At 65.0% G+C, this 26,495-nt stretch carries 23 protein-coding genes; 8 read left to right on the plus strand and 15 right to left on the minus strand.

What is annotated here, in order from left to right; translation table 11 throughout:
* Positions 1 to 245: 245 nt before the first annotated feature.
* Both ACH2CY_RS13935 and ACH2CY_RS13940 read right to left on the minus strand, forming a co-directional pair.
* Positions 246 to 2,444, minus strand: a complete 2,199-nt coding sequence (locus ACH2CY_RS13935) for an HD domain-containing phosphohydrolase (protein ID WP_395019870.1) — start codon at positions 2,442 to 2,444, stop codon at positions 246 to 248.
* A 218-nt stretch (positions 2,445 to 2,662) separates the two neighbouring features.
* Positions 2,663 to 3,475: an IclR family transcriptional regulator gene (locus ACH2CY_RS13940; RefSeq protein WP_395019871.1), complete on the minus strand. Its 813-nt coding sequence runs from the start codon at positions 3,473 to 3,475 to the stop codon at positions 2,663 to 2,665.
* A 110-nt stretch (positions 3,476 to 3,585) separates the two neighbouring features.
* Between ACH2CY_RS13940 and ACH2CY_RS13945 the strand changes: the two genes are divergently transcribed.
* Positions 3,586 to 4,320, plus strand: a complete 735-nt coding sequence (locus ACH2CY_RS13945; RefSeq protein ID WP_395019872.1) for an NAD-dependent deacetylase — start codon at positions 3,586 to 3,588, stop codon at positions 4,318 to 4,320.
* Between the two features lie 4 nt (positions 4,321 to 4,324).
* Here ACH2CY_RS13945 and ACH2CY_RS13950 read toward each other — a convergent pair whose 3' ends face one another.
* Genes ACH2CY_RS13950 through ACH2CY_RS13965 form a run of 4 tightly spaced genes read right to left on the minus strand, consistent with a single transcriptional unit; the run spans position 4,325 to position 9,509 of the window.
* A complete protein-coding gene (locus ACH2CY_RS13950) occupies positions 4,325 to 4,936 on the minus strand; it encodes a sarcosine oxidase subunit gamma (protein ID WP_395019873.1) in 612 nt (203 codons plus the stop codon).
* Positions 4,929 to 7,943: a sarcosine oxidase subunit alpha gene (locus ACH2CY_RS13955; protein ID WP_395019874.1), complete on the minus strand. Its 3,015-nt coding sequence runs from the start codon at positions 7,941 to 7,943 to the stop codon at positions 4,929 to 4,931. Before ACH2CY_RS13955 ends, ACH2CY_RS13950 begins: the two co-directional genes overlap by 8 nt.
* Positions 7,940 to 8,242, minus strand: coding sequence for a sarcosine oxidase subunit delta (locus tag ACH2CY_RS13960; protein WP_395019875.1), 303 nt, complete (start codon positions 8,240 to 8,242; stop codon positions 7,940 to 7,942). The genes ACH2CY_RS13955 and ACH2CY_RS13960 overlap by 4 nt, the downstream gene beginning before the upstream one ends.
* 13 nt (positions 8,243 to 8,255) lie before the next feature.
* Complete coding sequence (locus ACH2CY_RS13965; protein ID WP_395019876.1) at positions 8,256 to 9,509, minus strand: sarcosine oxidase subunit beta family protein; 1,254 nt, start codon at positions 9,507 to 9,509, stop codon at positions 8,256 to 8,258.
* Between the two features lie 535 nt (positions 9,510 to 10,044).
* Here ACH2CY_RS13965 and ACH2CY_RS13970 point away from each other — a divergent pair.
* On the plus strand, positions 10,045 to 11,055 hold the full coding sequence (locus ACH2CY_RS13970; RefSeq protein WP_395019877.1) for a GlxA family transcriptional regulator: 1,011 nt from the start codon (positions 10,045 to 10,047) through the stop codon (positions 11,053 to 11,055).
* Positions 11,056 to 11,058: 3 nt separating this feature from the next.
* Here the strand turns inward: ACH2CY_RS13970 and ACH2CY_RS13975 are convergent, their stop codons facing one another.
* Positions 11,059 to 11,637 carry an HD domain-containing protein gene (locus tag ACH2CY_RS13975; RefSeq protein WP_395019878.1) on the minus strand — a complete coding sequence of 193 codons (579 nt, stop codon included), beginning with the start codon at positions 11,635 to 11,637 and terminating at the stop codon, positions 11,059 to 11,061.
* 50 nt (positions 11,638 to 11,687) lie between these two features.
* Between ACH2CY_RS13975 and ACH2CY_RS13980 the strand changes: the two genes are divergently transcribed.
* The 3 genes from ACH2CY_RS13980 to ACH2CY_RS13990 all read left to right on the plus strand — a co-directional run bounded on the left by ACH2CY_RS13980 (position 11,688) and on the right by ACH2CY_RS13990 (position 15,218).
* Positions 11,688 to 12,428 (plus strand): ferredoxin, encoded by a 741-nt coding sequence (locus ACH2CY_RS13980; RefSeq protein ID WP_395019879.1) that lies wholly within the window; start codon positions 11,688 to 11,690, stop codon positions 12,426 to 12,428.
* Positions 12,429 to 12,529: 101 nt separating this feature from the next.
* On the plus strand, positions 12,530 to 13,552 hold the full coding sequence (locus tag ACH2CY_RS13985) for a hypothetical protein (protein WP_395019880.1): 1,023 nt from the start codon (positions 12,530 to 12,532) through the stop codon (positions 13,550 to 13,552).
* A gap of 139 nt (positions 13,553 to 13,691) precedes the next feature.
* Positions 13,692 to 15,218 (plus strand): trimethylamine methyltransferase family protein, encoded by a 1,527-nt coding sequence (locus ACH2CY_RS13990; protein WP_395019881.1) that lies wholly within the window; start codon positions 13,692 to 13,694, stop codon positions 15,216 to 15,218.
* 85 nt (positions 15,219 to 15,303) lie between these two features.
* On the opposite strand, the gene ACH2CY_RS13995 is transcribed toward ACH2CY_RS13990, so the two are convergent.
* The 3 genes from ACH2CY_RS13995 to ACH2CY_RS14005 form a co-directional block, all read right to left on the minus strand.
* On the minus strand, positions 15,304 to 15,609 hold the full coding sequence (locus ACH2CY_RS13995; RefSeq protein WP_395019882.1) for a hypothetical protein: 306 nt from the start codon (positions 15,607 to 15,609) through the stop codon (positions 15,304 to 15,306).
* A 425-nt stretch (positions 15,610 to 16,034) separates the two neighbouring features.
* On the minus strand, positions 16,035 to 16,283 hold the full coding sequence (locus ACH2CY_RS14000) for a hypothetical protein (protein ID WP_395019884.1): 249 nt from the start codon (positions 16,281 to 16,283) through the stop codon (positions 16,035 to 16,037).
* A gap of 590 nt (positions 16,284 to 16,873) precedes the next feature.
* Positions 16,874 to 17,128 (minus strand): hypothetical protein, encoded by a 255-nt coding sequence (locus tag ACH2CY_RS14005; protein WP_395019885.1) that lies wholly within the window; start codon positions 17,126 to 17,128, stop codon positions 16,874 to 16,876.
* 629 nt (positions 17,129 to 17,757) lie between these two features.
* Between ACH2CY_RS14005 and ACH2CY_RS14010 the strand changes: the two genes are divergently transcribed.
* Positions 17,758 to 18,234 (plus strand): DUF992 domain-containing protein, encoded by a 477-nt coding sequence (locus ACH2CY_RS14010; protein ID WP_395019886.1) that lies wholly within the window; start codon positions 17,758 to 17,760, stop codon positions 18,232 to 18,234.
* 22 nt (positions 18,235 to 18,256) lie between these two features.
* Positions 18,257 to 19,459 (plus strand): PQQ-dependent sugar dehydrogenase, encoded by a 1,203-nt coding sequence (locus ACH2CY_RS14015; protein WP_395019887.1) that lies wholly within the window; start codon positions 18,257 to 18,259, stop codon positions 19,457 to 19,459.
* On the opposite strand, the gene ACH2CY_RS14020 is transcribed toward ACH2CY_RS14015, so the two are convergent.
* The 5 genes from ACH2CY_RS14020 to ACH2CY_RS14040 all read right to left on the minus strand — a co-directional run bounded on the left by ACH2CY_RS14020 (position 19,460) and on the right by ACH2CY_RS14040 (position 25,086).
* On the minus strand, positions 19,460 to 20,302 hold the full coding sequence (locus ACH2CY_RS14020; RefSeq protein ID WP_395019888.1) for an ABC transporter permease subunit: 843 nt from the start codon (positions 20,300 to 20,302) through the stop codon (positions 19,460 to 19,462).
* The gene (locus ACH2CY_RS14025; protein WP_395019889.1) at positions 20,299 to 21,327 is read right to left on the minus strand and encodes an ABC transporter permease subunit; all 1,029 of its coding nucleotides are present in this window, start codon (positions 21,325 to 21,327) and stop codon (positions 20,299 to 20,301) included. Before ACH2CY_RS14025 ends, ACH2CY_RS14020 begins: the two co-directional genes overlap by 4 nt.
* Before the next feature lie 8 nt (positions 21,328 to 21,335).
* Complete coding sequence (locus ACH2CY_RS14030) at positions 21,336 to 22,481, minus strand: ABC transporter ATP-binding protein (protein ID WP_395019890.1); 1,146 nt, start codon at positions 22,479 to 22,481, stop codon at positions 21,336 to 21,338.
* Between the two features lie 8 nt (positions 22,482 to 22,489).
* Positions 22,490 to 23,623: a polyamine ABC transporter substrate-binding protein gene (locus ACH2CY_RS14035; protein WP_395019891.1), complete on the minus strand. Its 1,134-nt coding sequence runs from the start codon at positions 23,621 to 23,623 to the stop codon at positions 22,490 to 22,492.
* A gap of 230 nt (positions 23,624 to 23,853) precedes the next feature.
* A complete protein-coding gene (locus ACH2CY_RS14040; RefSeq protein ID WP_395019892.1) occupies positions 23,854 to 25,086 on the minus strand; it encodes a polyamine ABC transporter substrate-binding protein in 1,233 nt (410 codons plus the stop codon).
* Between the two features lie 233 nt (positions 25,087 to 25,319).
* Here ACH2CY_RS14040 and ACH2CY_RS14045 point away from each other — a divergent pair, with 233 nt between their 5' ends.
* Complete coding sequence (locus tag ACH2CY_RS14045; RefSeq protein WP_395019894.1) at positions 25,320 to 26,444, plus strand: TRAP transporter substrate-binding protein; 1,125 nt, start codon at positions 25,320 to 25,322, stop codon at positions 26,442 to 26,444.
* Positions 26,445 to 26,495 lie beyond the last annotated feature (51 nt).

A 26,495-nucleotide genomic window follows, 5' to 3' on the forward strand; every position in this document is an offset into this window, starting at 1 on the left:
GCCTCCTGGAGTCTGCGTTTTTCTTATTGTTGCAGAGATGGCGCGTTGTCTTCCAGCGCGTTCAACTCTGGACCGTCAACCCCTCCCTGGCCCTCCCCCATCTTGGGGAGGGGAATCCATGAGGTAGCTGCTGCAAGTGACGGATCTGCCCGTCTCCCGCCCCCAAGATGGGGGCAGGTTGGGGTGGGGGTTGACGGTGCAGCTGGCGCGGTGTGGAAAGACCTCGGCGCGCTATGCGACAGCGCCTAAGCGATCCTTCGCGGCGTATCCATATGCGCCATGTTGCCGGCGCGGGGGCCGACCGGCTCGCTGGCGGGGCGGATCGAGAGGGCGGTGCGAATGTCCGGTTCGTCCATCTGCTCCGGATTGAGGAAGCGGTAGGAGTAATCCATCCAGACGTTGGATTCGAGGAAGAGATCCAGCAGGTCCGGATCGAGGTGCCCGTTGCGCTTGAAGGCGCCCATGATCTTGATCGCCTCGCTCAGCGGCTTGGCCTTCTTGTACGGGCGGTCGCCGGCGGTGAGCGCTTCGAACACGTCGGCGATCGCCATGATGCGGGCCAGCACCGACATGTCCTTGCCCATCAGGCGGCGCGGGTAGCCGTTGCCGTCCATGCGCTCGTGGTGGCCGCCAGCGATCTCGGGCACGTTGCGGAGGTGCCGCGGGAAGGGCAGGCTCTCCAGCATGATGATCGTCTGCACGATGTGATCGTTGATGATGTAGCGCTCTTCGTCGGTCAAGGTGCCGCGCTGGATGCCGAGGTTGTGCAGCTCGCCGAGATTGAACTTGTGGGCCGGCACGCGGAGCTTGAAGCCCCAGGCGTTGTCCTCCGGCATCTGGTCGCGCTCCTCGCGGATCACGATATGCTCCGGCTTGTCGGCCAGCACGGATTCCACCACCGGCAGGGTCTGCGGCGGCGCGGCCTTGAGGCGGGTCATTTCCTCGTGCGAGATGCCGATGCGGTCGTCGAGGGTGCGGGTCCAGGTGCGGCTGGCGGCGATGCCCTTGATCTTCTCGATCACGTCCGGCGCCATGCCTTCGCCGCCGATATTGGCCTCGGCGACCAAGGCGTATTCCTGGTCGATCTCGGCGTTGAAATCGACGATCCGCTTCTCGATGTCGCGCAGGCTGGCGCCGCCTTTGAGGAACTCGCGCAGCAGCTTGATCTCGTTCTCGCGCTTCACCACCTCGAAGCGGGTACGGATTTCGTGGATGCGGTTGTAGAGCGTCTCCAGCTTGGTCGCCTTGTCGACCACGTATTCCGGCGTGGTCACCTTGCCGCAATCGTGCAACCAGGAGGCCAGCTCCAGCGCTTCCCATTCCTGGTCGGTCAGGCGGAAATTGGCGAAGGGACCGTAGTTCTGCTTCACTGCCGCCTCGGCCAGCATCTTGGCCAGCGCCGGCACGCGGGTGCAGTGGCCCCCGGTATGCGGCGACTTGCGGTCGATCGCGCTCGCCACCAGCTTGATCAGGGAGTCCATCAGGTTCTTCTGCGCCATCATCAGCTGCTGGTTCTCCAGCGCGATGGCGGCGCTGCCGGCGATCGCCTTCAGTAAGGCGAGCAGGTGGCCGGAAACATTCTCGGTATCGGTCTTGGCGGTTGCCGTCTCGGAAACGAGCATCACGACGCCGAGGGTCTCGCCGCGCGGGCTGAGCAGGGGGACCGCGATCAGATCGACGAATTCCGACTTCACGCCCAGCTTGCTGGCGACCGCACGATCGACCGACTTGATCTCATCGAGCCGGACCTGCCGGGTCTCGATCTTGCGGCGCAGAGCGGCGTCCGAGATGATGCTGTTGCGGATCTCGAGCGGGACGCGCATGGCGTATTCCTCGTCGAGAGCCTCGAAGGTCTTGTCCCCGGAATGCCGGCCGATCTCGAAGCGCATCGCCTTGCCGTCTTCTTCCAGCAGATAGACCACGCCGCCCATGGTGCGGCTGACATCGACCATCTCGCGCAGGATCCGGTTCAGCAGCGAGTGCAGGTCGCGTTCCGCGGTCAGGCTGCTGCCGATTTCCAGGAAGCGGCGGATTGTGGTCTTCATCTCGTTCATGATGATCGAGAGCTCGTCCACTTCCTCGATGCCGGTATGCACGGCGGCGGCGTTGGAGAAGTCGAAATCGCGGATCGATCCCGCTTCGTCGGCGAGCGAGCGCAGCGGCTTCGACAGCCGGCGCGCCAGTTCCCAGACCGCGAATATCGACATCAGCACGAGACTTGATGAGACGAGCCCCAGCATCCAGATGGTGCGATTGACTCCGAGCTCGCGCTGATCCTCCGGCAGGCCGAGAAGCGAGTAGATCTGGATGCCGCCAAACACGACCAGCGCCAGCATCGCGATGACCAGCAGCGCGGCGAAGAAGGCCGTGATGTGACGGCGCAGCGGATATCGGTTCGCAACTTTGCGCAAAGCGAAGTCGTTGCGAAGAACGGTCGTCTCCATGGAACTTGGTCCTCACCGCGCCCCACACAAAGATGTGGGATCTCCCCGGATTTCAAAGTCTGCTACCCATTGTAGTATTGGGCAAGATCCTTCTCAGACGGTTAATTTGCGACCACTTTTGTTCTTCGGCGTGACGATGGTCACCAGATCGGGGTGTGCGCGGCCGGCCCGCCCCCGGACGGGGGCGGGCTGGACCCGAATCCTGCGGTAAATTGCGGCTAGCTGCCGGAGAAACCGAGCTGGCGGGAGACCGAACGGGCGCTGTGCCGGACACGGGCGCCCAGGTCGGGCAGCCGGATACCCCAATCGCGCGGCTTCAGGCCGGTCACGCTGATGGCCCCCGCCACCCCGCCGTCGCGGTCGAAGACGCAGGAGCCGATGCAGGCGACCCCGTCATTGTCCTCCTCGTCATCGACCGCAAAGCCGCGCTCGATACTCATGGCCAGTTCCTGCATCAGCCGCGGCACGGCGGTGATGGTGCGCGAGGTGCGCTGGGGCAGCGGCCCGCGCTCCAGGATCCGCTGCGCTTCTTCGCGCGGCATGGCGGAGAGCATCGCCTTGCCGACGGCGGAGCAATGCGGCAACTCGCGGCGGCCGAGCGCGGCCTCGAAGCGGATCGTGCCCGGGGCGTCGACCCGGCCGACCACCACGGCGCAATCATCCTCGAAGATCGCGAGCCGCGAGGTCATGCCGAGATCGGCGGTGAGCCTGCGCAGCTCCGGCATCGCCACGTCGGCGAGCCCGATATTCGCGACCGCCATGTCGCCGAGCCGGGCCAGCGACAGGCCGAGACGATAGCGCCGGCTGGCGCCTTCGCCCATGTCGGAGAGAAAGCCGCGGGTGAGCAGGGTTTGCAGCAGCGCATAGACCGCGGCCTTCGACATGTCGAGCGCGCGGGCGAGATCGGTCAGGCGGGCGCCATCCTTGCCGCGGGCGGCGATCAGTTCCATGAGGTCGAGGGCGCGCCCCAGACTCTGCACGCGATAACGCTCGCCCGCGGACTTCGCGGGTGGCTCGGTCGATTCAGTCATAATTCGTCCCCCATGGCGCGGAAATATGCGCGCCTTTAGCATAGCGATGCCGAATGCGATTTGGCTACGGCGAACCATTCGAGGCGGAACGCTTTGTGCAGTGAGGCTTGATGGAATTCGCGCCGGCCCTGATAGAACAGCTGCGGCATGCATCGCGTGTCGTGTTCTTCACCGGCGCCGGTGTCTCGGCGGAATCCGGCTTGCCCACCTTCCGCGATGCGCAGACCGGGTTATGGGCGAACTACAAGCCGCAGGACCTGGCGACGCCGGAAGCCTTCGCCCGAGATCCGCAAACGGTGTGGCGCTGGTATCAATGGCGTCGCCGCGTCCATGCCGACGTAACGCCGAACCCGGCGCATCACGCCATCGCCGCCTTCGAGGCGCGGCTGCCCGAGGCGGTGCTGGTCACTCAGAATGTCGATCGGCTGCACGAGCTCGCCGGCAGCCCGGCGCCGATCCATCTCCATGGCAGCGTGTTCCGCAACAAATGCGCAAGCTGCGGCATCGAGATGCCCGAGGTCCCGCATGATCTCGAGACGCCGCCCGCCTGTCCGGATTGCGGCGGGCTGTGCCGGCCGGATGTCGTGTGGTTCGGCGAAGGCCTGCCGCCGGCCCCGTGGCAGGCCGCGGTCGATGCCGCGGTGAAGGCGGAGGTGGTGATCTCGATCGGCACTTCGGCGACCGTCCACCCTGCCGCGCGGATTCCCCTGGTCGCGCGCGAGGCCGGCGCCCTGGTGGTGCAGGTCAACCCGGAGCCGACGCCGCAGGATAAAATCGCGCTCAACCTGCGCGGCAAAGCGGGCGCGGTGCTGCCGGCACTGCTGGCGGCGGTGTGGGGTGAGTGACTGTCTAGTCCGCCCTGACGCTCATCCCGAAGTCTTGGGCGATCAGACCGATCCAGCGCCAGAGGTAGTCGGCGAAGCTCTTCAGCACGTAGATCTCGTAGCTCGGCGCATTGTCCAGCTGGTGCAGCAGCACGTTGGTGCGGCTGAGGCTGGTCTGCAGGCACTGGCCGGGGCCGAAGGCGCGCGGGTGCAGGTCGTTGCTGATGCCGCGGGCCAGTACTTCGCGCGCGGCGGGGCCGGTCATGGTGATGACGGTGCGGCTCTCCGAGACGTCGGTCACGTTGGTGTGCCGGCCGGCAAAGGCCTGGCGCAGGCCGTCGATCAGGCCCTGGCGCCGGGCATCGGTGCCGACCACCCACCATTCGTTGGGGCCGAGCCAGAGGATGCGGACATCACCGGCGCTCGCCACGGTGTTGGCGGCCAAAGGAAGATCGCAGCCGGTGGCGTTCTTCACCGCCGCGGGGAAGGCGCCGTCAGTGGCATCGCCGCGGATGTTGATGATGGCGCGGTGCGCGCTTTCCCCGAGAATGATGCCGGCGCCGTCCGCCTTCTGGCTGGCGAGGGCGTTAAGGCCGAAATGGGCGAGGGCGCTGCGGCGCTGATAGGCTTCAACCATTGACGCGCGCTCCTTCGGGGTCGAAGAACTTGGGCTCGGTCACCGTCATCTTCACCCGGTTGTTCTCCCAGCAGGCATAGAGAGTCTGACCGAGACGGTTGCGGCCGTTCTTGACGAGGCCCATGGCGATCGAGCGGTCCATGTTAGGGCTCCAATAGCTCGAGGTGACGTGCCCCAGCATGGTCATCGGCGGCTTGTCCTTGAGATGCTCGACGATCTGCGCGCCGTCGGGCACGACCACCTTGGGGTCCTCGGTCAGCAGGCCGACCAGGTGCTTGCGGTCGGGACGCTTGGTGTCGGAGCGCAGCATGGAGCGGCGGCCGATGAAATCCGGCTTGCCCTTGGAGATGATCCAGTCCATGCCGAGATCCTGCGGCGTCACGGTGCCGTCGGTGTCCTGGCCGACGATCACGAAGCCCTTCTCGGCGCGCAGCACGTGCAGGCCTTCGGTGCCGTAGGGCGTGATGCCGTATTTCTCGCCCGCCTGCATGAAGGCTCGCCAGACATGCAGGCCATAGGACGGCGGCACGTTGATCTCGTAGGAAAGATCGCCGGTGAAGGTGATTCGGAAGACCCGCGCCGGCACGCCGGCGACCGTGCCTTCCTTGAAGGAGAGATGCGGGAAGGAGGCGTCATCCAGCGGGATGTCGCTGCAGACATCGGCGAGCAGCTTGCGCGCCATCGGGCCGACGATCGCCATGACCGCCCATTGCTCGGTCACGGAGGTGAAGTAGACCTTCTTATCCGGCCATTCGCATTGATGCCATTCCTCCAGCCAGGCCATCACCCGCGGCGCGCCGCCGGTGGTGGTGGTCATGTGGAAATGGTTTTCGCCGAGGCGGCTGGTGACGCCGTCGTCGAACACCATGCCGTCCTCGCCGCACATGAATCCGTACCGGCATTTGCCGACGCCGAGCTTGGACCAGGCGTTGGTGTAGGCCATGTCCAGGAACCAGGCGGCGTCCGGACCCTGCACGTCGATCTTGCCGAGGGTCGAGGCATCGACGATGCCGACGGAGGTACGCGCGGCCTTCACCTCGCGGTTGACCGCGTCATGCATGCTCTCGCCCGGCTTCGGATAGTACCAGGCGCGGTGCCACTGGCCGACCGGCTCGAACTTGGCGTTGTGATCGACATGCCATTGGTGCATCGGCGTCTTGCGCACCGGCTCCAGGAACTCCTCCTTGTCGCGGCCCGAGAACACGCCGAAGGTCACCGGCGTATAGGGCGGGCGATAGGTGGTGATGCCGACCGACGGGATATCGACATTGCGCAATCCCGCCATGATCGCCAGCGCGTTGACGTTGCTGGTCTTGCCCTGGTCGGTCGCCATGCCCATGGTCGTATAGCGCTTCAGATGCTCGACCGAGCGATAGCCCTCGCGGTGGGCCAGCATGACGTCGCCGGCGGTGACGTCGTTCTGGTAGTCGATGAAATGCTTGCCGCCCTGGCCGACCGGTTTCTCGGACGGCACGATCCAGAGCGGGCGTTGCGGCTGCTCTTCCACACCGGCCTCGGCCGAGGGCGCGGAACCGCCATTGCCGCCGTTGCCGGCTTCGAGCGCGGCGCCGGTGCCGGCGACATGGCCTTCGGTCAGGCAGGCCGCGAGGTCGAAGACGCCATGGGCGCCGCCGATCGAGACGAAGTTCTGGCCGGGGATGATGTCGCCGGGGACGAAGGCGTTGATCGCATCGTCCCACTTCACCTTGGAGCGGGTCTGCGAGTGGAGATGCACGGTCGGCTGCCAGCCGCCGGAGGAGGCGACGCAGTCGCAGGAGATGCGGCGGGTCGAACCGGTGATGCTCTTGCCGTCATCGGCGAGGCGGGCTACCTCGGCTTCCTTGACGCCCTGCTCGCCGTGCACCTTGGTGACGGCATGGCCGACCAGGATCTCGATGCCCTTGTCGCGCACGGCCTTGGCCAGCGGACCGGTCGCTTCGGCGCGCAGATCGACGATCGCCGGGACGGTGACGCCGGCATTGGCGAGATCGAGCGCGACGCGATAGGCGCTGTCGTTGTTGGTCATCAGCACAACGCGGCGGCCCGGTGTCACGCCATAGCGGTTCACGTAAGTGCGCACCGCCGAGGCCAGCATGCAGCCGGGTCGATCATTGTCGAGATAGACCAGGGGCCGCTCGATCGAGCCGGTGGCGAGGATGATCTTCTTGGCCCGGATGCGCCACAGACGCTGACGCGGCTTGTCCGGGGTGGGACCGAGATGATCGGTCAACCGCTCGACCAGGCTCATGGAATTGTGGTCGTAATAGGCGAAGGCGGTGGTGCGCGGCAGCAGCTTCACCTCGTGCAGCGATCCGAGCTCGCGCAGGGCATCGGCGACGAAGGCGGCAGCCGGCTGGCCGTTGACCGTGGCGGTGCTCTCGCTCAGCAGCGAGCCGCCCATTTCCGATTGCTCGTCGGCGAGAACGACACGGGCGCCGGTGCGACCCGCCGCGAGCGCCGCGGCCAGGCCGGCCGGGCCGGCGCCGATCACCAGCACATCGCAGCTCGCATAGAGCTTGTCGTAGCGGTCGGGATCGACCTCGGTCGGGCCTTTGCCGAGGCCGGCGGCGTTGCGGATGAACTTCTCGTAGAACAGCCAGGCCTTCGCCGGCCACATGAAGGTCTTGTAGTAGAAACCGGCCGGGATGAAGCGGTGGATCAGGCTGTTCACCGCGCCGATGTCGAAGCCGAGCGACGGCCAGCGGTTCTGGCTTTCGCTGACCAGCCCGTCATAGATCTCGATCTGGGTGGCGCGGGTGTTAGGCTCGGTCCGTGCACCGAGCCCAAGCTGGATCAGCGCATTCGGCTCTTCCGCGCCGGCGGTGACGATGCCGCGCGGCCGGTGATACTTGAACGAGCGGCCGACCAGGCGCACGCCGTTGGCGAGCAGCGCGGAAGCCAGCGTGTCCCCGGCGAAGCCGCTGTAGCTCTTGCCGTCGAAAGTGAAGTTGACCACGCGGCTGCGATCGATGCGGCCGCCGGCATTCAGGCGATTGGTCTGGCTCATCGGGAGTTGTTCTCCGTCCCGAGATCAGGCTTGGGCTCGCCCATCTTGTAGACCTTCAGGATTTCATGGGTGACGGTGTGGCGCGCCACGTTGAACCAGCGGCGGCAGCCCTTGCTGTGGACCCAGCGTTCGAAGTGGACGCCCTTCGGGTTGCTGCGCAGGAAGAGGTAGTTGGCCCATTCGGCGTCGGACATCGTGCCCTGCTGCTCGAGCGTCGGGCGGGCGATATGCGCCTCGTGGCCGTAGCCGAACTCGTGCTCGTCGCGGGGGCCGCAATAGGGGCAGTTGATCACAAACATCTTGTGCGACCTTTCAATGCGCGACGCCGGCGGCGCCGTGCTCGTCGATCAGATAGCCGGTGGTGAAGCGCTCCAGCGCGAAGGGCACCGCGAGCGGATGCGGCTCACCCCGCGCGATGGTATGCGCGAAGACATTGCCGGAGCCGGGCGTCGCCTTGAAGCCGCCGGTGCCCCAGCCGCAGTTGATGAACAGGTTCTCGACCGGCGTCTTGCCGATAATCGGGCTCGCGTCCGGGCATGTATCGACGATGCCGCCCCATTGCCGCAGCATCCTGAGACGGCTGAAGCAGGGATAGAGATCGGTCAGCGCGTTGAGCTGGTTCTCGATGATCGGTGGGCTGCCGGCCTGGGCATAGGAGTTGAAGGAGTCGATGCCGGCGCCCAAGACCAGCTCGCCCTTGTCCGACTGCGAGACGTAGACATGGACCTGGGGCGACATGACGACCGTGTTGAGGATCGGCTTGATCGGCTCGGAGACGAGGGCCTGCAGCGGATGGCTCTCGACCGGCAGGCGGAAGCCGGCGAGGCCGGCCATCACGCCGGAATGGCCGGCGGTGACGATGCCGATCTTCTTCGCGCCGATCGGGCCGCGCGTGGTCTGCACGCCCTTGACGACGCCATTGACGATGTCGAAGCCGGTGACCTCGCAGTTCTGGATGATGTCGACGCCGCGCTCGTCGGCCTTGCGGGCGAGGCCCCAGGCCACCGCGTCATGGCGGGCCACGCCGCCGCGGCGCTGCAGGCTGGCGCCCAAGACCGGATAGCGCGCCTTCGCCGAGCAATCGAGGATCGGCACCATCTCCTGGACCTGCTCGCGGGTCAGCATCTCGGAATCGATGCCGTTCATCTGGATGGCGAAGACGCGTCGGCGCGTCGCCTGCATGTCATGCTCGGTGTGGCAGAGGTTCAGCAAGCCGCGCTGCGAGAACATGACGTTGTAGTTCAGGTCTTGCGACAAGCCTTCGAACAGTTTCAGCGAGTGTTCGTAGAGATGCGCGGATTCATCCCAAAGGTAATTGGAGCGGACGATGGTGGTGTTGCGCCCGGTATTGCCGCCGCCGAGCCAGCCCTTCTCCAGCACCGCCACGTTGGTGATGCCGTGTTCCTTGGCGAGGTAGTAGGCGGTGGCGAGGCCGTGGCCGCCGCCGCCGATGACGAGGACGTCGTATTCGCGCTTCGGCTCCGGGCTGCGCCAGGCTTCCTGCCAGTCCTGGTGATAATTCAGCGCGTTCCGCACCAGGGTGAAGATCGAATAGGCCTGTTTCATGCTTGTCCCCGGGGAGCGCCAATGGAGTCGGCGCGGATACTGCCAAGGTGGTGGCTGCCGTTCAAATGACCGCGCGGCATCTAATGTCGCGAACCCGCCGCAGCGTCAATCCGCTTCACCGCTCCAAGTGCTTGAAAGGACGCGGATCAGCCCGCCAGTCCGAGACTTCCGGCAGGCGGCGTCCGATTTTGCCTGAGAGCGTCGTCTTGCCCGGTGCAACCAGGGGCGTCAGACCAAAACCGCAATAATCTTATGGCTTTATCGCAAGGGCACCGGCGTATCGCTGCCCGAGCCGGCATGGCGGTTTTCATTAATCGATTGATATTAATCATAATTGCAGAAAATATCCCCAGCCGGCCCTGGTCCCAGCGATTTACTTCAGCCGCCGCCCGATTGTCCTTGGCGGGTGGGGGTGGGGGGTCTATAAGCGTCGCGCACTATCCTTTTGGCGTCGTTTCCCGTCATGTATGCGCGGGGAAAAATGACGCAAATGGGCTAGTCGCATCCGAAGTCGTGCAAAGGCGGTGTCGCTATCATGTTCGGGGACCTTCCGGCCAAGCTGCCGCAGCAGATCGCGTTCCTGCTGGTGCCCAATTTCTCGATGATCGCCTTCACCTCGGCGGTGGAGCCGTTGCGGCTCGCCAACCGCGCCAGCGGCAAGGAGCTCTATCGCTGGCACCTGTTCACGCCGGATGGAAAACCGGTGGCCGCCAGCAACGGCATCCAGCTGACGCCGGAAGGCGCGGTCGACCAGGTGCTGAACTACCACACGGTGATCCTCTGCAGCGGCATCGACGGGCATCTCTACGAAGACCGCAACGTCTTCGCCGTGCTGCGCCGCGCGGAACGGCAGGGTGCCGATATCGGCGCGCTCTGCACCGGCAGCCATATCCTGGCCAAGGCCAATATGCTGAACGGCTATCGCTGCACCATCCACTGGGAGAATCTCGCGAGCTTCACCGAGAACTTTCCGGAAGTCGAAGCCACCGCCGAGCTGTTCGAGATCGACCGCAACCGCTTCACCTGCTCCGGCGGCACTGCGGCGCTCGACATGATGCTGAACATGATCGGCCAGCAGCACGGCCACGAGTTGGCCGCGGCCGTCTCGGAACAGTTTATCCATGAGCGGATCCGCGATCGCCATGACCACCAGCGCATGGCGCTGACCGCGCGGCTGGGCGTGCGGCATCCGAAGCTGATCCAGGTGATTCAGCAGATGGAGGCCAATCTCGAGGAGCCGCTCTCGCGCGGCGATCTCGCCGATGCGGCCGGCCTCTCAAGCCGGCAGATGGAGCGGCTGTTCGCCAAGTACCTGAAGAAATCGCCGGCGCGCTACTATGTCGAGCTGAGGCTCAACCGCGCGCGGCTGCTGCTGCTGCAGACCAACATGTCTGTGATCGACATCGCGCTCGCCTGCGGCTTCGTCTCGGCCTCGCACTTCTCTAAATGCTATCGCGACTTCTTCGGCAAGACGCCGCGCCGCGAGCGCGCCGGCCCGGTGCAGCGCAGCGCGGCCGAAGCGCCGATGCTGGCGGGCGTGGAGTAAGCCCTAGACGGGCTCGCCGACGTGATCGCCGAACGGCTTTCTTGAGAACACCCGCCGCAGCGCCGGCTCGAAGGCCTCGAGCGGCATCGTGTCGTAATCCGGATCGAAGGAATTCTGGTCCCAGCGTGCGCAGAATTCCGCGCAGGGCTCGAACATGGCATGGCCGCGGAAGCGTTCCCGCGCGTTGCGATCGCCGCCCAGGTGATGGAAGTAGTAATAGCCCTGGAACACGCCGTGGTGCTTGATGATCCAGTGGGTCCTGGCGCTGACATAGGGCTGCAGCACGCTGGCGCCGAGCTCGGAATGGTTTTCCGGCGAGATCGTGTCGCCGATGTCGTGCAGCAGGGCGGCGATCACCATCTCTTCGTCGGCGCCGTCGCGTTGGGCGCGGGTCGCGGTTTGCAGCGAATGCTGGAAGCGGTCGATCTTGTAGCCCATGAGGTCGCCGGAGAGCAGCGAGAGATGGGTCATCAGCCGGTCGGGCAGGGCGGCGCTGAAGGGGCGGTAATGCCGCTCCAGCAGCTCGTATTCCTCGCGCGTGCCGTCGGCCATGTTGATGAAATCGATGGTATCGGAGTCCATTCTGCCTCTCCGCTTGGTCGTATTCGGGTGGCAGCGTAGAGTCCCGGCCGATGAGCGACAAGGGCAATATCGCTGAACTATCGGCGGCGCTGCGGCCGCACGGCATGCGGATCCGTGGCGGCTTCGCGCTGACCGAGGCCGACGAGCAGGGGCTCGCCGAATTTCCCGACTTGGCGTCGGCGCAGCGCGGCCGGACACTGCTGCTGATCGGCAATGCCGGTGCGCCGCTTTACGAGGCCTTCTTCGCCGCCGGCGCGATCGCGGGCCCGAACCCGCTGGACGACTGGACGCGGCGGATCGTGCTGCCGATCGCCGCGCAATTCGCCGCCCGCGCGGCCTTTCCCTCGGACGGGCCGCCCTGGCTGCCGTTCCAGCGCTGGGCGATGCGGGCCGAAGGCGTCAAGCCGTCGCCGCTGGGCGTGCTGATCCATCCCGAATACGGCCTCTGGCATGCCTACCGGGCGGCGCTTGTTTTCGATCAAGCGCTGGAGCTCCCGCCGGCGCCCTTCCGCGCCCATCCTTGCGACAGCTGCGTCAACAAGCCCTGCCTCTCGACCTGCCCGGCCGGGGCCGTTTCCGCCCAAGCCTATGCTGTGGATAACTGCGCCCGGCATGTGGCGAGCGCGGCTGGGAAGGCCTGCCGATCAATCGGTTGCCTCGCCCGGCGGGCCTGTCCGGTGGGCGCGGACCTGGCCTACCCGGATCGGGCGATGGCCTTCCATATGGCGGCCTTTCTGCGCGGGCGGGGGCTTCGGGTTTCACACCCCGAGGATTCGGAGAGTGTCCATTAACACGATGATTTGTCGAGCCGATTCCAGAATTTGCCTTGTCTTTGCCTGATTCATCGGGTTATCAATCGGCCAGTAATCCACCTCTCAGGGGAGTCCTTCGCGTGGGCATCCGATTTGGTCGGCTGGCGCTTGCGTCCGCCCTCGTCTTCGCGGCTTTGCCGGCATTTGCCAGCCCCGTTACACTGAACGCCGTCGATCAGCCGGGCGGCGCCGTTCTCAACGAAGCGGTGCAGTGGCGCGTGATGCGCCTCGACAACCAGGGCAAGGAAGTGCCGACGCCGGCGGCGGTCGGCAACGATCCGGTGCTCAAGGCCGAACTCAGTCCCGGCCATTACATGATCCAGGCGATCCGCGGCACCATCAACATCAAGCAGGGCCTGGTGGTCGGTTCCGCTGCCGAGACCCGCAACATCGTCGTCAGTAACGCCAATGCGGCGGTGAAGGCGACCAACCTCGGCACCGCGGTCGCGACCGCGAGCAGCGGCGCGCCCGCCACCGCCGTGGTGCAGCCGCTGGTGCAAAAGCCGGCGGCGCCCGCCGCGAAGCCGGCCCAGGTCATCGTGAAGCCGAATACCAAGCTCACGATCGGCATGATCCCCAATTCCGGCCGCGGCGCGATCAACGATCCGATCGCCTGGCAGGTCTTCACCTATTCGAAGGGCGTCACCGAGAACGGCCAGCTCGTCGCCGAGAAGACCGCGCCGTCCGCGACGTTCAACCTGCCCGCCGGCAGCTACGTGGTCCGCGCCGCCTATAAGGGCACGCAGTCGGATCTGGTCATCCCGCTGGCGCCGAATCAGGCCTACACCTACACGATCAACCTCTACGCCGGTAACGCCAAGCTCAGCGCCGCCAATGTCGGCGGCACCACGATCAAGAAGGGCCTCGCCTGGCAGATCGTGCGCGCGAAGCCCGCGGCCGACGGCTCCTATCAGCTCGTCACCAGCAGCGCCGATGCTTCGCCGCAGCTGCTGATCCGCGAGGGCAATTATCTCGTGGTCGCGCGCCAGGGCGATCTCTGGGGCGTGGAAAAGCTGTCGATCAAGGCCGGCCGCACCACCAGCGTGAAGGTGAAGCTGAAGAAGGCCGAAGGCGCGCCGACCGTCCTGGCCGACGCACAGTAACAGAGCCGTCTTTCCATCCCATCCGGGTGCATGCCGAACCGGCATCGCCCGGATGAGCTTTTCTGGGGCATGGGTGACGGGGGCGGTCTGCTAGGGTCCCACCCGAGTTTCAGCCCGAAACAAGGCCCTAGCGCAATCCATGTCCAGAGAACAACGTCCCCGGCGTGAACGCCGCACCGCGCGCGGCCTGAACCAGCTGCCGTGGCGCACCTACCGCAATCCCTATAGCCCGATCCAGGCCGTCACCGCCGATCAGCTGGAGGCGATCCACAACGCCTCCCTGCGGATCCTGGAGGAACTCGGCATCGAGTTCCTGGATGACGAGGCGCGCGCGATCCTGAAGCAACAGGGCGCCGAGGTGCAGGCCGACGGCACCCGCGTCCGCCTGCCGCGCGAGCTGGTGCTGAGCCATGTCGCCAAGGCGCCGCGTGAGTTCACGCTCCACGCGCGCAATCCCGAGCACAACCTGACCTTCGGCGCCAACCACATCAATTTCGGCTCGGTGGCTTCGGCGCCGAATGTGTCCGATCTCGACCGCGGCCGGCGGCCGGGCAACTTCTCGGACTATTGCGACCTGCTGAAGTTGGTGCAGACCTTCAACGTCATCCAGTTCACCGGCGGCTATCCGGTGGAGCCCGCGGACCTGCCGCCTTCGACTCGGCATCTCGACGCGCATTACGCGGCGATCACCCTGACCGACAAAATCTGGCATCCCTATTCGCTCGGCCGCGAGCGGATCGAGGATGCGATCGAGATGATTTGCATCGCCCGCGGCATCGACAAGGCGCAGCTCGCCAAGGAGCCGAGCGTCTTCTCGATCGTGAACAGCAATTCGCCGCTGCGGCTCGACATCCCGATGCTGCAGGGCCTGATGGCGATGGCGCGGCATGGCCAGCCGGTGGTGCTGACCCCCTTCACGCTGTCGGGCGCCATGGCGCCGGCGACCGTGGCCGGCGCGCTCGCGCAGCAGAATGCCGAAGCGCTCGCCGGCATCGCCTTCATCCAGATGGTCAATCCGGGCGTGCCCTGCGTCTATGGCGGCTTCACCTCGAACGTCGACATGAAGACCGGCGCGCCAGCCTTCGGCACGCCGGAATACACCCGCGCGGCGATGGTCGGCGGACAGCTGGCGCGGCGCTACGGTCTGCCCTATCGCTCCAGCAATGCCTGCGCGGCGAATGCGGTCGATGCCCAGGCGGCCTATGAATCCGAGATGTCGCTCTGGGGCGCGGTGATGGGCCATGCCAACCTGATCCTGCATGGCGCCGGATGGATGGAAGGCGGGCTGGTCGCGTCCTTCGAGAAGCTGGTGGTCGATGTCGAGCTCATCCAGTCGATGGCCGAGTTCCTCCAGCCGCTGGTGGTCGATGAGGACACGCTGGGCTTCGAGGCGATGAAGGAGGTCGGTCCCGGCGGCCACTTCTTCGGCGCCCAGCATACGCTGGCGCGCTACGAGAAGGCGTTCTACTCGCCGCTGCTGTCGGACTGGCGGAATTTCGAGAACTGGCGCCTGGCCGGCGCGCTGGATACCGCGCAGCGGGCCAACCAGATCTGGAAACAGGCGCTGGCGGATTTCACGGCGCCGGCGCTCGATCCGGCGATCGACGAGGCCCTGAAGGATTTCGTGGCCCGTCGCAAGGAAGCCGGCGGCGTCAAGGCCGCCTAGTTCTCGTCCTTCTGCCGTGCCGGCTCATGGCAAACCGGCACGGCAGAAGACGGGTGCGCATAGCCATCAACCTCAGCCATTAATCTCAGGGCTTGTTCGGGTTCGGGCTGCCGCCGCTGCGCCCGTTGCTGCTCTGACCGCCACTCTTGCCGCCGTTGCGGCCGTCGCGATGGCGATTCTGGTCGCCGTCTTCGCCGGAGGTGGGTTCCTCCTGCGGGCCGGCCGCCGTTTGGATGTTGATATCGCAGTCGCCGCGCTCGATCGCCGCCAGGTACATGTTTCCCGACAGCTGTTCGCATTCGTCCTGGGTGTCGGCCTTGGCACTGCTGGCCAGGGCGATGACGCCGAGGATACCAAGGACGGCCAGGATCTTCTCGCTGTGCTTGATCACGGGGATGAACTCCTCTGCTTGAAGAGAACCGGGCGTCGATCCTCTGCAAGGTTGGTGTCCCATCCGGCGGCACTTGTTCAACTACGCCGAAATTTGTCGGCATCCTCGGATTGTCGAATGCAGTCCGATACTTGCCGATGCGACTCGGCGTGAATCTGCGCCATGGTGCGGTGACGGCGATCACGCCGGCGTGCGTCCCCGCGAACGTCATTGCGAACGGCGTTAAGCCGCGCCAAGTGCGTTGCGGTCCAATCGATTGGGTTTTGAGGAAAGCGGCGCCGGGGCGGCGCGCGATGAGCTGAAGCGGTCGGCTCTGACAAGAAGCGGCGGCGTCGGCCGCTGCAGGGGAGATCTTCGCTGCCTCCGTACTGCCGTGCCGTTTATGAGAGAGCGGCACGGCAGATGACGGAGCGCATTCTGGTGTCTTAGTAGCCGTAGCCGCCGCCGGACTTGCCGGAGGTGCCCGCCGGCGAACCACGCGAGGTGCGGATGTAGCGGTCGGTCTCGACGATGGTCTGCACATTGCCGGCGGCGAGGACTTCGCACTGCCCGCGCTCGATCGCGGCCAGCAGCTGGTTGCCGGTCAGCGACGCACAATCCATCGCATTCGCATTGCTCGCCAGCACGGTGGCCGACAGAACAGCGGCCGAAGCCGCGAGAATGATCGTCTTCATGGTTCCATCTCCAAATTTCGTGAGGATCGACATCGAGCCTCGTTGCTGAGGATCGACAACCGAGCCTCTGCATCGTTGGTATCACGTCGAGCGTTCGGAGTTCGTGCGGGTCGTCACAACGGCACCGAGGCAAGCGGCGAGAAAGGCCTGGCGTGGAGATCATTGTGATGAGAGTCACGGGCGACCTGGCGTGCGGCAGTGGAATGTCGTGCGCGCGAGCGGCGCGGAGATCGGCGTGATGAAGATGGCGCCGGTGAAAGCGAGAGATGGGCAAGGGGAAGGGTCGCTCAGGCCAGACGATCTGGGCCGAGACGATCTGGGCCGAGACGATGGCGGCCAGCGCAAGGAAGGCGGTGCGGGGATGGATCGCTGTGATGATCATCACGTGGGCGCCGCGCAGAGGCGCCCCGGCAGGTTGCCGGAGAGTCGCGATCAGGTCGGGGAACCGGGGCTGCGGGGTTTCGTGGCGCAGCGAAAGGAATCGGCGGGCGGCAAAGCCGCGAGAGGGAAAGTCTTAAAGCCGGGCCTCCGTACTGCCGTGCCGTCTATGAGAGAGCGGCACGGCAGATGACGGAGCGCATCCCGGGGCCTTAGTAGCCGTAGCCACCACCAGACTTGCCGGAAGTACCGGCCGGCGAACCACGCGAGGTGCGGATGTAGCGGTCGCTCTCGACGACGGTCTTCACGTCGCCGCTGACCAGGACTTCGCACTGCCCGCGCTCGATCGCGGCCAGCAGCTGGTTGCCGGTCAGCGACGCACAATCCATCGCATTCGCATTGCTCGCCAGCACGGTGGCCGACAGGGCAGCGGCAACGGCCGCCAGGGTGATCTGCTTGGTAAACATGTTCAGGTCTCCTTGTTTCGGTGAGGATCGACAACCGACCCTCTGCGCAATTGGTCATGGGTCGCGGCCTCCCGGTTCGTCCCGCTTGGATTTCTCCGCCATCGGCGATTTATTGAATTGGAACCGGGGTTTGCAGGTCGCGACTCCGATCGGATCGCTGTGACGAGGGTCACCGGGCCGCGTGGCAAAAGACAACTTTGGGGCCGGCGGGCCGGCAATGGCCGGGCCTAACGTGCCCAAGGCGACGGTGCGGACTCAAGCAGCGACGTCGCCGTTTGGCTCAGGGAAAGATGGATGGGAGAAGGATCGCTGGGGCCCAAAAGAGGAAGGCGCCCGACGGGGATGAACGTCGGGCGCCTGTGACCTCGAGGCGGGTCCGTGGGGACGGTTGGGTGTAGTTCCCGCCTCGCATGAGTAAGGTAGTCACAGCCCGGCAAAAGTTCTGTGACCGCGATCACAAGGCCGCGCCACGCCGGCTCGGGAATCGAAAACCTTTCAACAACAACACATTCGGATGCTGAAGGAGCCCGGAATTCTGCGGAAAACCGGCCCGCCCGGCATTGGTTGGCGGTCGGCGGCCATGTTAGACTTGGCCGTTCAGTGATCGATGCGGAGCAGAGAGGACAGCGATGAAGGGGCGTGTTGCGGCGGCGATGCTCGGGATCGGCCTGCTCGGCCTGTTCGGGAATCTTCCGGCCGAGGCGGAGAACAGCGTGAATGTCGGCGCGCTTTCCTGCCATGTCTCCGGCGGCGTCGGCTTCATCTTCGGATCCTCCAAGGATCTCGACTGCATCTTCAAGCACGCGAACGGCGAGACCGAGCGCTACACCGGCGAGATCAATAAATACGGCGTCGATATCGGCTTCACCACCGAGAGCCGGATCATCTGGGGCGTGTTCGCGCCGGGCGAGGTTTCCAAGGGATCGCTGGCGGGGCATTACGGCGGCGTCAGCGGTGAGGTGGAGCTCGGCCTCGGCCTCGGCGCCAACGTGCTGCTCGGCGGCAGCTCGAAGCAGATCGCCCTGCAGCCGCTCAGCGTCACCGGCGGCATCGGCCTGAACGTCGCCGCGGGCATCGCCTCCATCACCCTGGAAGCCGGCAAGTAGCCGCATCGCCCGAAGCCCGATCATGCGGTTCACCTTCGTCCTTGCGACCACTGTGGCGCTCGCCTTGTCGTCCGCTACCGTGCTTGGCCAGCAGCAGGGGCCTTATTCGGTTTCCGGCAGCTGTGGCGGCCTGCCGAAGGTCACCAGCTTCCACACCGCGCCCGGCCTCTGCGCCGGCCTGGTTGCATCGGGCCTGAAGTTTCCGCGCGGCGTGCTGCCGCTCAAGGACGGCCGGGTGCTGGTTGCCGAGATGATCGGCTGGGGCACCAAGAACGGCCGGGTCACGCTGCTGACGCCGGACGGCAAGGGCGGCTATGCGAAGCAGCAGATCCTCAAAGGCCTGAAGCAGCCGCATGGGCTGGTGCAGGGGCCGGACGGCAAGATCTATGTCGGGGTGGTCGGCGGCATCAAGCGCTTCGCTCTCGGCAACCCGGAGCAGACCGTCGAGGACGTCATCGGCGGCAAGGCCGCGGTCAAGGGCCCACCGGGCGACGGCCGGCATCCGCTGGTCAGCATTATCTTCACCCAGCGCAAGACGCTGCTGGTCAATGTCGGCTCGGTCAGCAACAACTGCGAGCGCGCCAACGGCGATCTGCCGAAGCCCGACCAGATCTGCCCGGAGACCCGGGCGCCGGCCGGCCACGGGCTGGTGCGCGAATATGAGTTCGATTGGGCGACCGGCAAGGCCAAGGGCTGGATCGTCTTCGCCGAAGGCCTGCGCAATTCCATGGCGCTGGTGGAGTTTTCCGCGAGCGGCGTCGTGCTGCAGGGCGAGAATTCCCGCGACAGCATCGACGATCTGATGCCGGAGCTTCCGAACGACAACGACCTGCCGCCGGACGAACTCAACGAACTCACCGCCGGCGGCCGCTACGGCTGGCCCTATTGCTACGGCGCCAATATCGCGAGCCCGGAATACAAGGACAAGGACTGCAGCGGCTTTCATCCGCCGCTGCTGTCGCTGCCGGCGCATGCGGCGCCGCTCGGCATGGCCTATTGGGACGGCGGCCTCGCGGTCGGCTATCACGGCTATCGCGACACCGGGCACCGCATCGTCTGGTTCCCGGTCGACGCCGAGGGCAAGCCGAAGGACGAGCCCAAGGAGCTGGTCTTCGACTGGGTGAACCCCGACGGTGCGCCGACCGATCTCAAGGCCGGCGCCGACGGCGCGCTCTATGTGACGGAGGACCGCAACGGCACGGTCCTCCGCCTCGGCAAGGAATAGCTACTCGTTGGCCTGGACCGCCATCTGCATATCGCGCTGCCGCCGCTTCTCGGCCTGGGCCATGTAGATCGTGGAGACGATCACGCCGGTCGCCACGACCGCGATGATGAGGGTGGCGAGAGCGTTGATCTCCGGGTTCAATCCCAAGCGCACCTTCGAGAAGATCACCATCGGCAGGGTGTTGGCGCCCGGGCCGCTGGTGAAGCTGGTGATGACCAGGTCGTCGATCGAGATGGTGAAGCCCAGCAGGAAGCCGGAGACGATCGCCGGCGCCACGATCGGCAGGGTGATCACGAAGAAGACCTTGAGCGGCCTGGCGCCCAGGTCCTGCGCCGCCTCCTCGAGCGAGATGTCCAGGGTGGCGAAGCGGGACTGCATCACCACCGAGATGTAGGACATCGTGAAGGTGATATGCGCGATGGCGATGGTGGCGAAGCCGTTCCGCTGCGGCCAGCCGATCAGGTCCCGCATCGAGACGAAGAGCAGCAGCATCGAGAGGCCGGTGATGACTTCCGGCATGACCAGCGGCGCGGTCACCATGCCGGAGAGGATGGTGCGGCCGGCGAACGGGCCGAAGCGCGCCAGGATGTAGCCAGCGATGGTGCCGAGGATGGTCGCGATGGTCGAACTGAGCAGCGCGATCTTCAGACTGAGGACGAAGGCGTTGATGATCGGGTCGTTCTGCGCGAGCGAGACGTACCACTTGGTCGAGAAACCGCTCCAGACCGTGACCAGCTTCGACTCGTTGAACGAGAACACGATCAGCGAGACGATCGGCCCATAGAGGAAGATGTAGCCGAGCGCCATCACCAGGATGATGAACCAGGAGAGCCGTTTGGTCATTTGCCGGCCTCCGATTCCTTGTTCTGGTAGTACTGGTAGAGCGTGATCGGCACCACCAGCAGGACCAGCACCATGATCGCGATCGCCGAGGCGGCTGGCCAGTTCAAGCCCTGGAAGAAGACGTTGAAGAGCTCGCGGCCGATCATCACGGTGTTCGAGCCGCCGAGCAGCTCCGGGATCACGTATTCGCCGACCGCCGGGATGAACACCAGCATCGAGCCGGCGACGATGCCCGGGAAGGACAGCGGGACCGTGATCATGAAGAAGGCCTTCATCGGCTTGCAGCCGAGATCGGCCGCCGCCTCTAGCAGGGTCAGGTCCATCTTCTCCAGGTTCGCGTAGAGCGGCAGGATCATGAACGGCAGGTAGGAATAGACGATGCCGATATAGACCGCGAACTGCGTGTTCATCATGTTCAGCGGCCCGTCATGGATGCCGGCCCAGGAGAGCAGGCTCAAGACGCCGGTCGCATCGAGCAGGTTGTTGATCACGCCGTTGGATTTCAGCAGGCCCATCCAGGCATAGACCCGGATCAGGAACGAGGTCCAGAACGGCAGGATGATCAGCATCAGCAAGGCATTGCGGACGGTGGCACTCGACCGGGCGATGCCGTAGGCGATCGGATAACCGATCAGCAGGCAGAAGATCGTCGACCAGAACGCGGTCTGCACCGAGTTCCAGTAGGCCTTGAAGTAGAGCGCGTCGCTGAACAGAAAACCGTAGGCGGACAGCGACGGCTGCAGGTCGAGCTCGCCGGAGAAGAAGCAGCCTACCAGCGAGGTGGAGCTCGGGTCGGCGCAGACGAAGAGCGGCGTGAAGGGGGGCTGGGTGAGCGCCTTGCGGGCGAGGCTGATCTTCAGGACGATCAGGAAGGGGATGAGGAAGAACAGCCCCAGCCAGATATAGGGGACCAGGATCACCGCGGTCCGCGGCCGCAGCCCCAGCGCGGTCAGCACCCGTCCGATCCGCTGGGCGCCGGGAGCGCGGTGCAAGCGGCTGTTGCCCGAGGTCGTTTCATCGCTCATGTTGCGCCTCACGACATCAGGACGACAGGGCTGTTGGCGTGCCAGGTGATGGTCACCCGGTCGTCCCAACCGATTTCCTGCTCGGCGGCCCGCATCTGGTTCGGCATGGTCACCTTGACCTCCTTGCCGCTGTCGAGCGCCACCAGGTAGATCGAGAGATTGCCCATATAAGCGATGCCCTTGACCGTGCCCTTGAGGCAGTTGTAGGGCTCGCCGCGCTCGCCCTTGGTGAGGGTCATCTTCTCCGGCCGGATCGCCGCCCAGACCTGGGCCCCGGGCGAGGAGGAGATGCCGTGATCGACGTAGATCCGGCCGCCGGCATCGGGGGAGTCGATCAGCACGTGATCGGGCTCGTCCTCGATCAGCCGGCCCTCGAACAGGTTGACCGAGCCGATGAAGTCGGCGACGTGCTTGGTGTTGGGATATTCGTAGATCTCCTGCGGGGTGCCGATCTGCACGATCTGGCCCTGGTGCATGACGCCGATCCGGGTCGACAGCGTCATCGCCTCTTCCTGGTCGTGGGTCACGACGATGAAGGTGATGCCGAGCTTGTCCTGGATGTTCATGATCTCGAACTGGGTCGCCTCGCGCAGCTTTTTGTCCAGCGCGCCCAGGGGCTCGTCGAGCAGCAGCAGCTTCGGCGCCTTGACCAGGGCGCGGGCCAGGGCGACGCGCTGGCGCTGGCCGCCGGAGAGCTGGTGCGGCTTGCGCTTGATGAACGGCGTCAGCTGCACCATGTCGAGGATCTGGCGGACCCGCGTGTTGACCTCGGCGGCCGGCACCTTGTCCTGCTTCAGGCCGAAGGCGACATTGGCCTCGACCGTCATATGCGGGAAGAGGGCATAAGACTGGAACATCATGTTGGTCGGCCGCGCATAAGGCGGGATGCCGGCCATGTCGATGCCGTCGATATAGATCTTACCGGAGGTCGGCTCCTCGAAGCCGGCCAGCATGCGGAGCAGGGTCGTCTTGCCGCAGCCGGAACCGCCCAGCAGCGAGAACAGCTCGCCGCGATAGATGTTGAGCGAGACGTCGTTGACCGCGACGAAGTCGCCGAATTTCTTGGTGACATTCTCGATCCGGATGTAGGGCTCGGCGCCGGGCTCCTTCCAGGGCGTGCTGGTCAGGCTGTGGGCCGGTTTCTCTGCTGCCATGATTCTTCCTATTGTCCGGTCTTGAAGCGGGTCCATTCCCGCGCGATGAGTTGCTGGATATCCCCGTTGCGCACGACGCTGGGATAGCCGTTGGCCATGACCTTCGGATCCGGGTAGATCGCCGGATCGTCGAGGATGTCCTTGTTGACGAATTTCATCGCCGCCATGTTGGCGGTCGCATAATAGGTGAAGTTGGTGTTGGCCGCCGCCACCTCCGGCCGCATCATGAAGTTGATGAACAGCATCGCGTTCTTCGGATGCGGCGCGTCCTTGGGCACCACCATGGCGTCGAACCAGATATTGGTGCCTTCCTTCGGGATGGTGTAGGCGAGGTTGATCTTGACCTTGGCGTCGATGGCGCGCTGGGTCGCCGTCGCATAATCGCCCGACCAGCTCATGGCGATGCACAGATCGCTGTTCGGCAGATCGTTGAGATAGCCGGCGGAGTCGAATTTCCGGATGTAGGGCCGGACCTTCATCAGCAGGTCGATCGCCGCCTTGATGTCGGCCTCATCCTGCGACGTCGGGTTCTTGCCCATGTAGGCGAGCGCCAGCGGGATCACGTCCTCCGGAGAGTCCAGGAAGGAGACGCCGCAGTCCTGGAACTTCGCCAGCACCGCGGGGTCGAAGATCAGCGCCAAACTGTCGACCGGCGCATTCTTCATGCGCTTCTCGATCATGTCGACGTTATAGGTGAAGCCGTTGGTCCCGTAGTTATAGGGCGCCGCATACTGGTTGCCGGGATCGGCCTGCTTCGAGAGCAGGTCCAGGATCCAGCGGTCGATGTTGTTCATGTTGCCGAGCGCGGCCTTGTCGAGCTTCATGTAGAGCCCGGTCCGGATGCCCCGCGCGAAGTAGTTGGAGGACGGGAAGACGACGTCGTAGCCGGTGTGACCGGTCAGCAGCTTGGCTTCCAGGGTCTCGTCGCCGTCATAGGTGTCGTAGTTGACCTTGATCCCGTATTCCTTCTCGAACGCCTTCACGTTCTCCATGTCGATGTAGTCGGACCAGTTCGAGACGTTGACGAGCCGCTCGGCGTCGCCCGCCTCCTGGGCGGCGGCCGGCAGCATCGACAACAGCAGCCCTGTGCCCAAGGCGGCGGCCCAAGCCATCGCCCTTGGCCATGCGGTCGATTGCGCCATCGAACCCTCCCTGTAGAGAGCCGGCCCCTTGGAATCCAAGCGGAATTCCGACAGAACGCCCTGTTGTCAGCGTCCGGATTGCAACCGGAACGTCATTGTAGCCCCGCCGTCATCTGACCGCGTCCGGCACCGGATTGTCAATCGCGGCCCATTTCGAGCCGGGCGGGAAAGAAAAACCCCGCGCCCAGAGGCTGGACGCGGGGTTCGATGCGATAACAATCGAAGCAGGCTTACTGGCCGGTCTTGATGGTCGTCCAGGTGCGGGTCCGCAGCTGGTCGAGCTCCGGCGAGGCGACCTTATCGCCGGCGAGCTTGGCCATGACATCGGCCGGCGGATAGATCGCCGGGTTGTTCTTGTCCTCCTCGGCGATCAGGTTCTTGTCCAGGGCGGCCTTGTTCGGCGAGGCGTAATGCACGAAGTTGGCATTGTCCGCGGCGACCTGCGGGTCGAGCATGTTGTTGATGTATTTCAGCGCGGCATCGACATTGGCCGCGTCCTTCGGCATGGCGAGGTTGTCGACCCAGAGCAGTGCGCCTTCCTTCGGAATGACGTACTGGATCTTCACGCCGTTCTTGGCTTCGTCGGCGCGGGTCTGGGCGATGCCGAAGTCGCCGTTCCAGCCGATCGCCAGGCAGATCTCGCCGTTGGCGATGTCGTTGATGTAGCTGGACGAGTGGAAGTACTTGATGTTCGGCCGGACCGCGGTCAGGACCTTCTGCACCTCGGCATAGTCCTCGGCCTTCTCGGAATGCGGGTCCTTGCCGAGATAGATCAGCACGGATTGCAGGACGTCGCTCGGCGCATCGAGCATGGTGACGCCGCAATCCTTGAACTTGGAGACGACCTCCGGCTTCAGCACCAGGTCCCAGCTGTCGGTCGGCGCGCCTTCCGGCATCGCCGCCTTGATCTTGTCGACGTTGTAGCCGATGCCGACGGTGCCCCAGAAATAGGGGACCGAATAGTCATGACCGGGATCGAATGCCTCGGTCGCCTTCATGATGTTGGGGTCGATGTTGGCGATGTTCGGCAGCTTCGACTTGTCGAGCTTCTGGAACACGCCGGCCGCGATCTGGCGGCCGAGGAAGGCGCCCGACGGCACCACCACGTCATAGCCGGTGTTGCCGGCCAGCAGCTTCGCTTCCAGGGTCTCGTTGGAATCGAACACGTCATAGGTGACGGCGATGCCGGTCGCCTTGGTGAAATTCTCGTTGGTGTGCTCGCCGATATAGTCGGACCAGTTGTAGACGTTGACCTTGCCGCCGCCGCTGTCGGACGCGGCCGGCGTGGCGGCCGCTTCCTGGGTGGCGGCGGGGGCGGGAGTCGTGGCCGCCTCGTTGGTGGTCGCGGGCGCAGCGGTGCTCGATTGCTCGGCCTGGGACGATTCCTGTTTCTCTTCCTTGCCGCAACCGGCCAGCAGCAGCGCCGACACGATCGCGACCGTGCCAATCGAAAATGCTCTCACGATGTCCTCCAGGTTTGGGTCTCAGCGGATTGGGTCATTTCGACTCTATCTCGGGCGCGGAGTCGGGTCCACGCCAGCAAATCCCATGCGCATTTGTCCTCGCCCATGGCTGAAAAGTCAACCGAGGCGGCCGGATGCCCGGCTGACCCAAGACGATGGTCGAACTTGCGAAGCGCCGGCAATTGCGGGAAATTCGGGCCCTCAACAAGACTCCACAGGGAGGAGAAGGGGACATGAATCGTCGCTCAAATCGTCGCTCATTTATCAGGAATGCGGGTCTGGTCGCGGCTGCGGCCGGCGGCAGCGCGACCGTGGCGGCGCCCGCCATCGCGCAATCGGCGCCGGAGCTGAAATGGCGCCTGACCTCGGGCTTCCCCAAGGCTTTGGATACAATCTACGGCGGCGCCGAGCGGTTCGCGAAGGCGGTCAGCGAGATGACCGACGGCAAGTTCCAGATCCAGGTCTTCGCCAGCGGTGAGATCGTGCCGACGCCGGGCGTGGTCGATGCGGTGCAGAATGCCACCGTCGAGATGGCCCATACTGCGAGCTACTACTACTTCGGCAAGGAGCCGACCTTTGCGTTTGGCGCCGCCGTCCCGTTCTGCCTCAACAGCCGCGGCCAGAACGCCTGGTTTTACTACGGCGGCGGCAACCAGCTGATGGACGACTTCTATGCCAAGTTCAAGATGGTCGGCTTCCCCTGCGGCAATACCGGCGCGCAGATGGGTGGCTGGTGGCGCAAGGAGATCAAGACCGTCGCCGACATGCAGGGCGTGAAGTTCCGGGTCGGCGGCTTCGGCGGCGCGGTCATGGCCAAGCTCGGCGTGGTGCCGCAGAACATCCCCGGCGGCGACATCTATCCCGCCCTGGAAAAGGGCACGATCGACGCGGCGGAATGGGTCGGCCCCTATGACGACCAGAAGCTCGGCTTCGACAAGGTGGCGAAGTTCTATTATTACCCGGGTTTCTGGGAAGGCGGCGCCACGCTGCATGCCTTCGTCAACCAGGACAAGTGGAACGAGCTGCCGAAGGCCTACCAGTCGATCCTCAAGACCGCGGCGGCCTATATCAACGTCGATATGCAGGCGCAGTATGACGCGCTCAACCCGAAGGCGCTCCGCGAGCTGGTCGGCCGCGGCGTGCAGCTGCGCCCGTTCTCGAACGAGATCCTCTCGGCCTGCTTCGACGCCGCGCAGCAGACCTGCAACGAGATGAGCGAGAAGAGCGCCGACTTCAAGAAGGTGTTCGAATCCGTGAAGGCGTTCCGCAACGAGGAATATCTCTGGTTCCAGGTTGCCGACGGCACCTACGACAACTTCATGTACAACCAGCAGCGCGCCGGCAAGCTGAACCAGTAAGCCGCGTCGCTTGAAGAAGAGGGCTCCGGAGCGATCCGGGGCTCTTTTTCT

It is taken from the genome of Dongia sp., assembly GCF_041905885.1.
In the GTDB taxonomy this organism is placed as follows: domain Bacteria; phylum Pseudomonadota; class Alphaproteobacteria; order Dongiales; family Dongiaceae; genus Dongia.

What these genes read in the sequence shown, in the direction of transcription:
- ACH2CY_RS13935 (WP_395019870.1), bottom strand. Translation starts at nt 2,444, where the DNA reads ATGGAGACGACCGTTCTTCGCAACGACTTCGCTTTGCGCAAAGTTGCG.
- ACH2CY_RS13940 (WP_395019871.1), bottom strand. Translation starts at nt 3,475, where the DNA reads ATGACTGAATCGACCGAGCCACCCGCGAAGTCCGCGGGCGAGCGTTAT.
- ACH2CY_RS13945 (WP_395019872.1), top strand. Translation starts at nt 3,586, where the DNA reads ATGGAATTCGCGCCGGCCCTGATAGAACAGCTGCGGCATGCATCGCGT.
- ACH2CY_RS13950 (WP_395019873.1), bottom strand. Translation starts at nt 4,936, where the DNA reads ATGGTTGAAGCCTATCAGCGCCGCAGCGCCCTCGCCCATTTCGGCCTT.
- ACH2CY_RS13955 (WP_395019874.1), bottom strand. Translation starts at nt 7,943, where the DNA reads ATGAGCCAGACCAATCGCCTGAATGCCGGCGGCCGCATCGATCGCAGC.
- ACH2CY_RS13960 (WP_395019875.1), bottom strand. Translation starts at nt 8,242, where the DNA reads ATGTTTGTGATCAACTGCCCCTATTGCGGCCCCCGCGACGAGCACGAG.
- ACH2CY_RS13965 (WP_395019876.1), bottom strand. Translation starts at nt 9,509, where the DNA reads ATGAAACAGGCCTATTCGATCTTCACCCTGGTGCGGAACGCGCTGAAT.
- ACH2CY_RS13970 (WP_395019877.1), top strand. Translation starts at nt 10,045, where the DNA reads ATGTTCGGGGACCTTCCGGCCAAGCTGCCGCAGCAGATCGCGTTCCTG.
- ACH2CY_RS13975 (WP_395019878.1), bottom strand. Translation starts at nt 11,637, where the DNA reads ATGGACTCCGATACCATCGATTTCATCAACATGGCCGACGGCACGCGC.
- ACH2CY_RS13980 (WP_395019879.1), top strand. Translation starts at nt 11,688, where the DNA reads ATGAGCGACAAGGGCAATATCGCTGAACTATCGGCGGCGCTGCGGCCG.
- ACH2CY_RS13990 (WP_395019881.1), top strand. Translation starts at nt 13,692, where the DNA reads ATGTCCAGAGAACAACGTCCCCGGCGTGAACGCCGCACCGCGCGCGGC.
- ACH2CY_RS14000 (WP_395019884.1), bottom strand. Translation starts at nt 16,283, where the DNA reads ATGAAGACGATCATTCTCGCGGCTTCGGCCGCTGTTCTGTCGGCCACC.
- ACH2CY_RS14005 (WP_395019885.1), bottom strand. Translation starts at nt 17,128, where the DNA reads ATGTTTACCAAGCAGATCACCCTGGCGGCCGTTGCCGCTGCCCTGTCG.
- ACH2CY_RS14010 (WP_395019886.1), top strand. Translation starts at nt 17,758, where the DNA reads ATGAAGGGGCGTGTTGCGGCGGCGATGCTCGGGATCGGCCTGCTCGGC.
- ACH2CY_RS14015 (WP_395019887.1), top strand. Translation starts at nt 18,257, where the DNA reads ATGCGGTTCACCTTCGTCCTTGCGACCACTGTGGCGCTCGCCTTGTCG.
- ACH2CY_RS14020 (WP_395019888.1), bottom strand. Translation starts at nt 20,302, where the DNA reads ATGACCAAACGGCTCTCCTGGTTCATCATCCTGGTGATGGCGCTCGGC.
- ACH2CY_RS14025 (WP_395019889.1), bottom strand. Translation starts at nt 21,327, where the DNA reads ATGAGCGATGAAACGACCTCGGGCAACAGCCGCTTGCACCGCGCTCCC.
- ACH2CY_RS14030 (WP_395019890.1), bottom strand. Translation starts at nt 22,481, where the DNA reads ATGGCAGCAGAGAAACCGGCCCACAGCCTGACCAGCACGCCCTGGAAG.
- ACH2CY_RS14035 (WP_395019891.1), bottom strand. Translation starts at nt 23,623, where the DNA reads ATGGCGCAATCGACCGCATGGCCAAGGGCGATGGCTTGGGCCGCCGCC.
- ACH2CY_RS14045 (WP_395019894.1), top strand. Translation starts at nt 25,320, where the DNA reads ATGAATCGTCGCTCAAATCGTCGCTCATTTATCAGGAATGCGGGTCTG.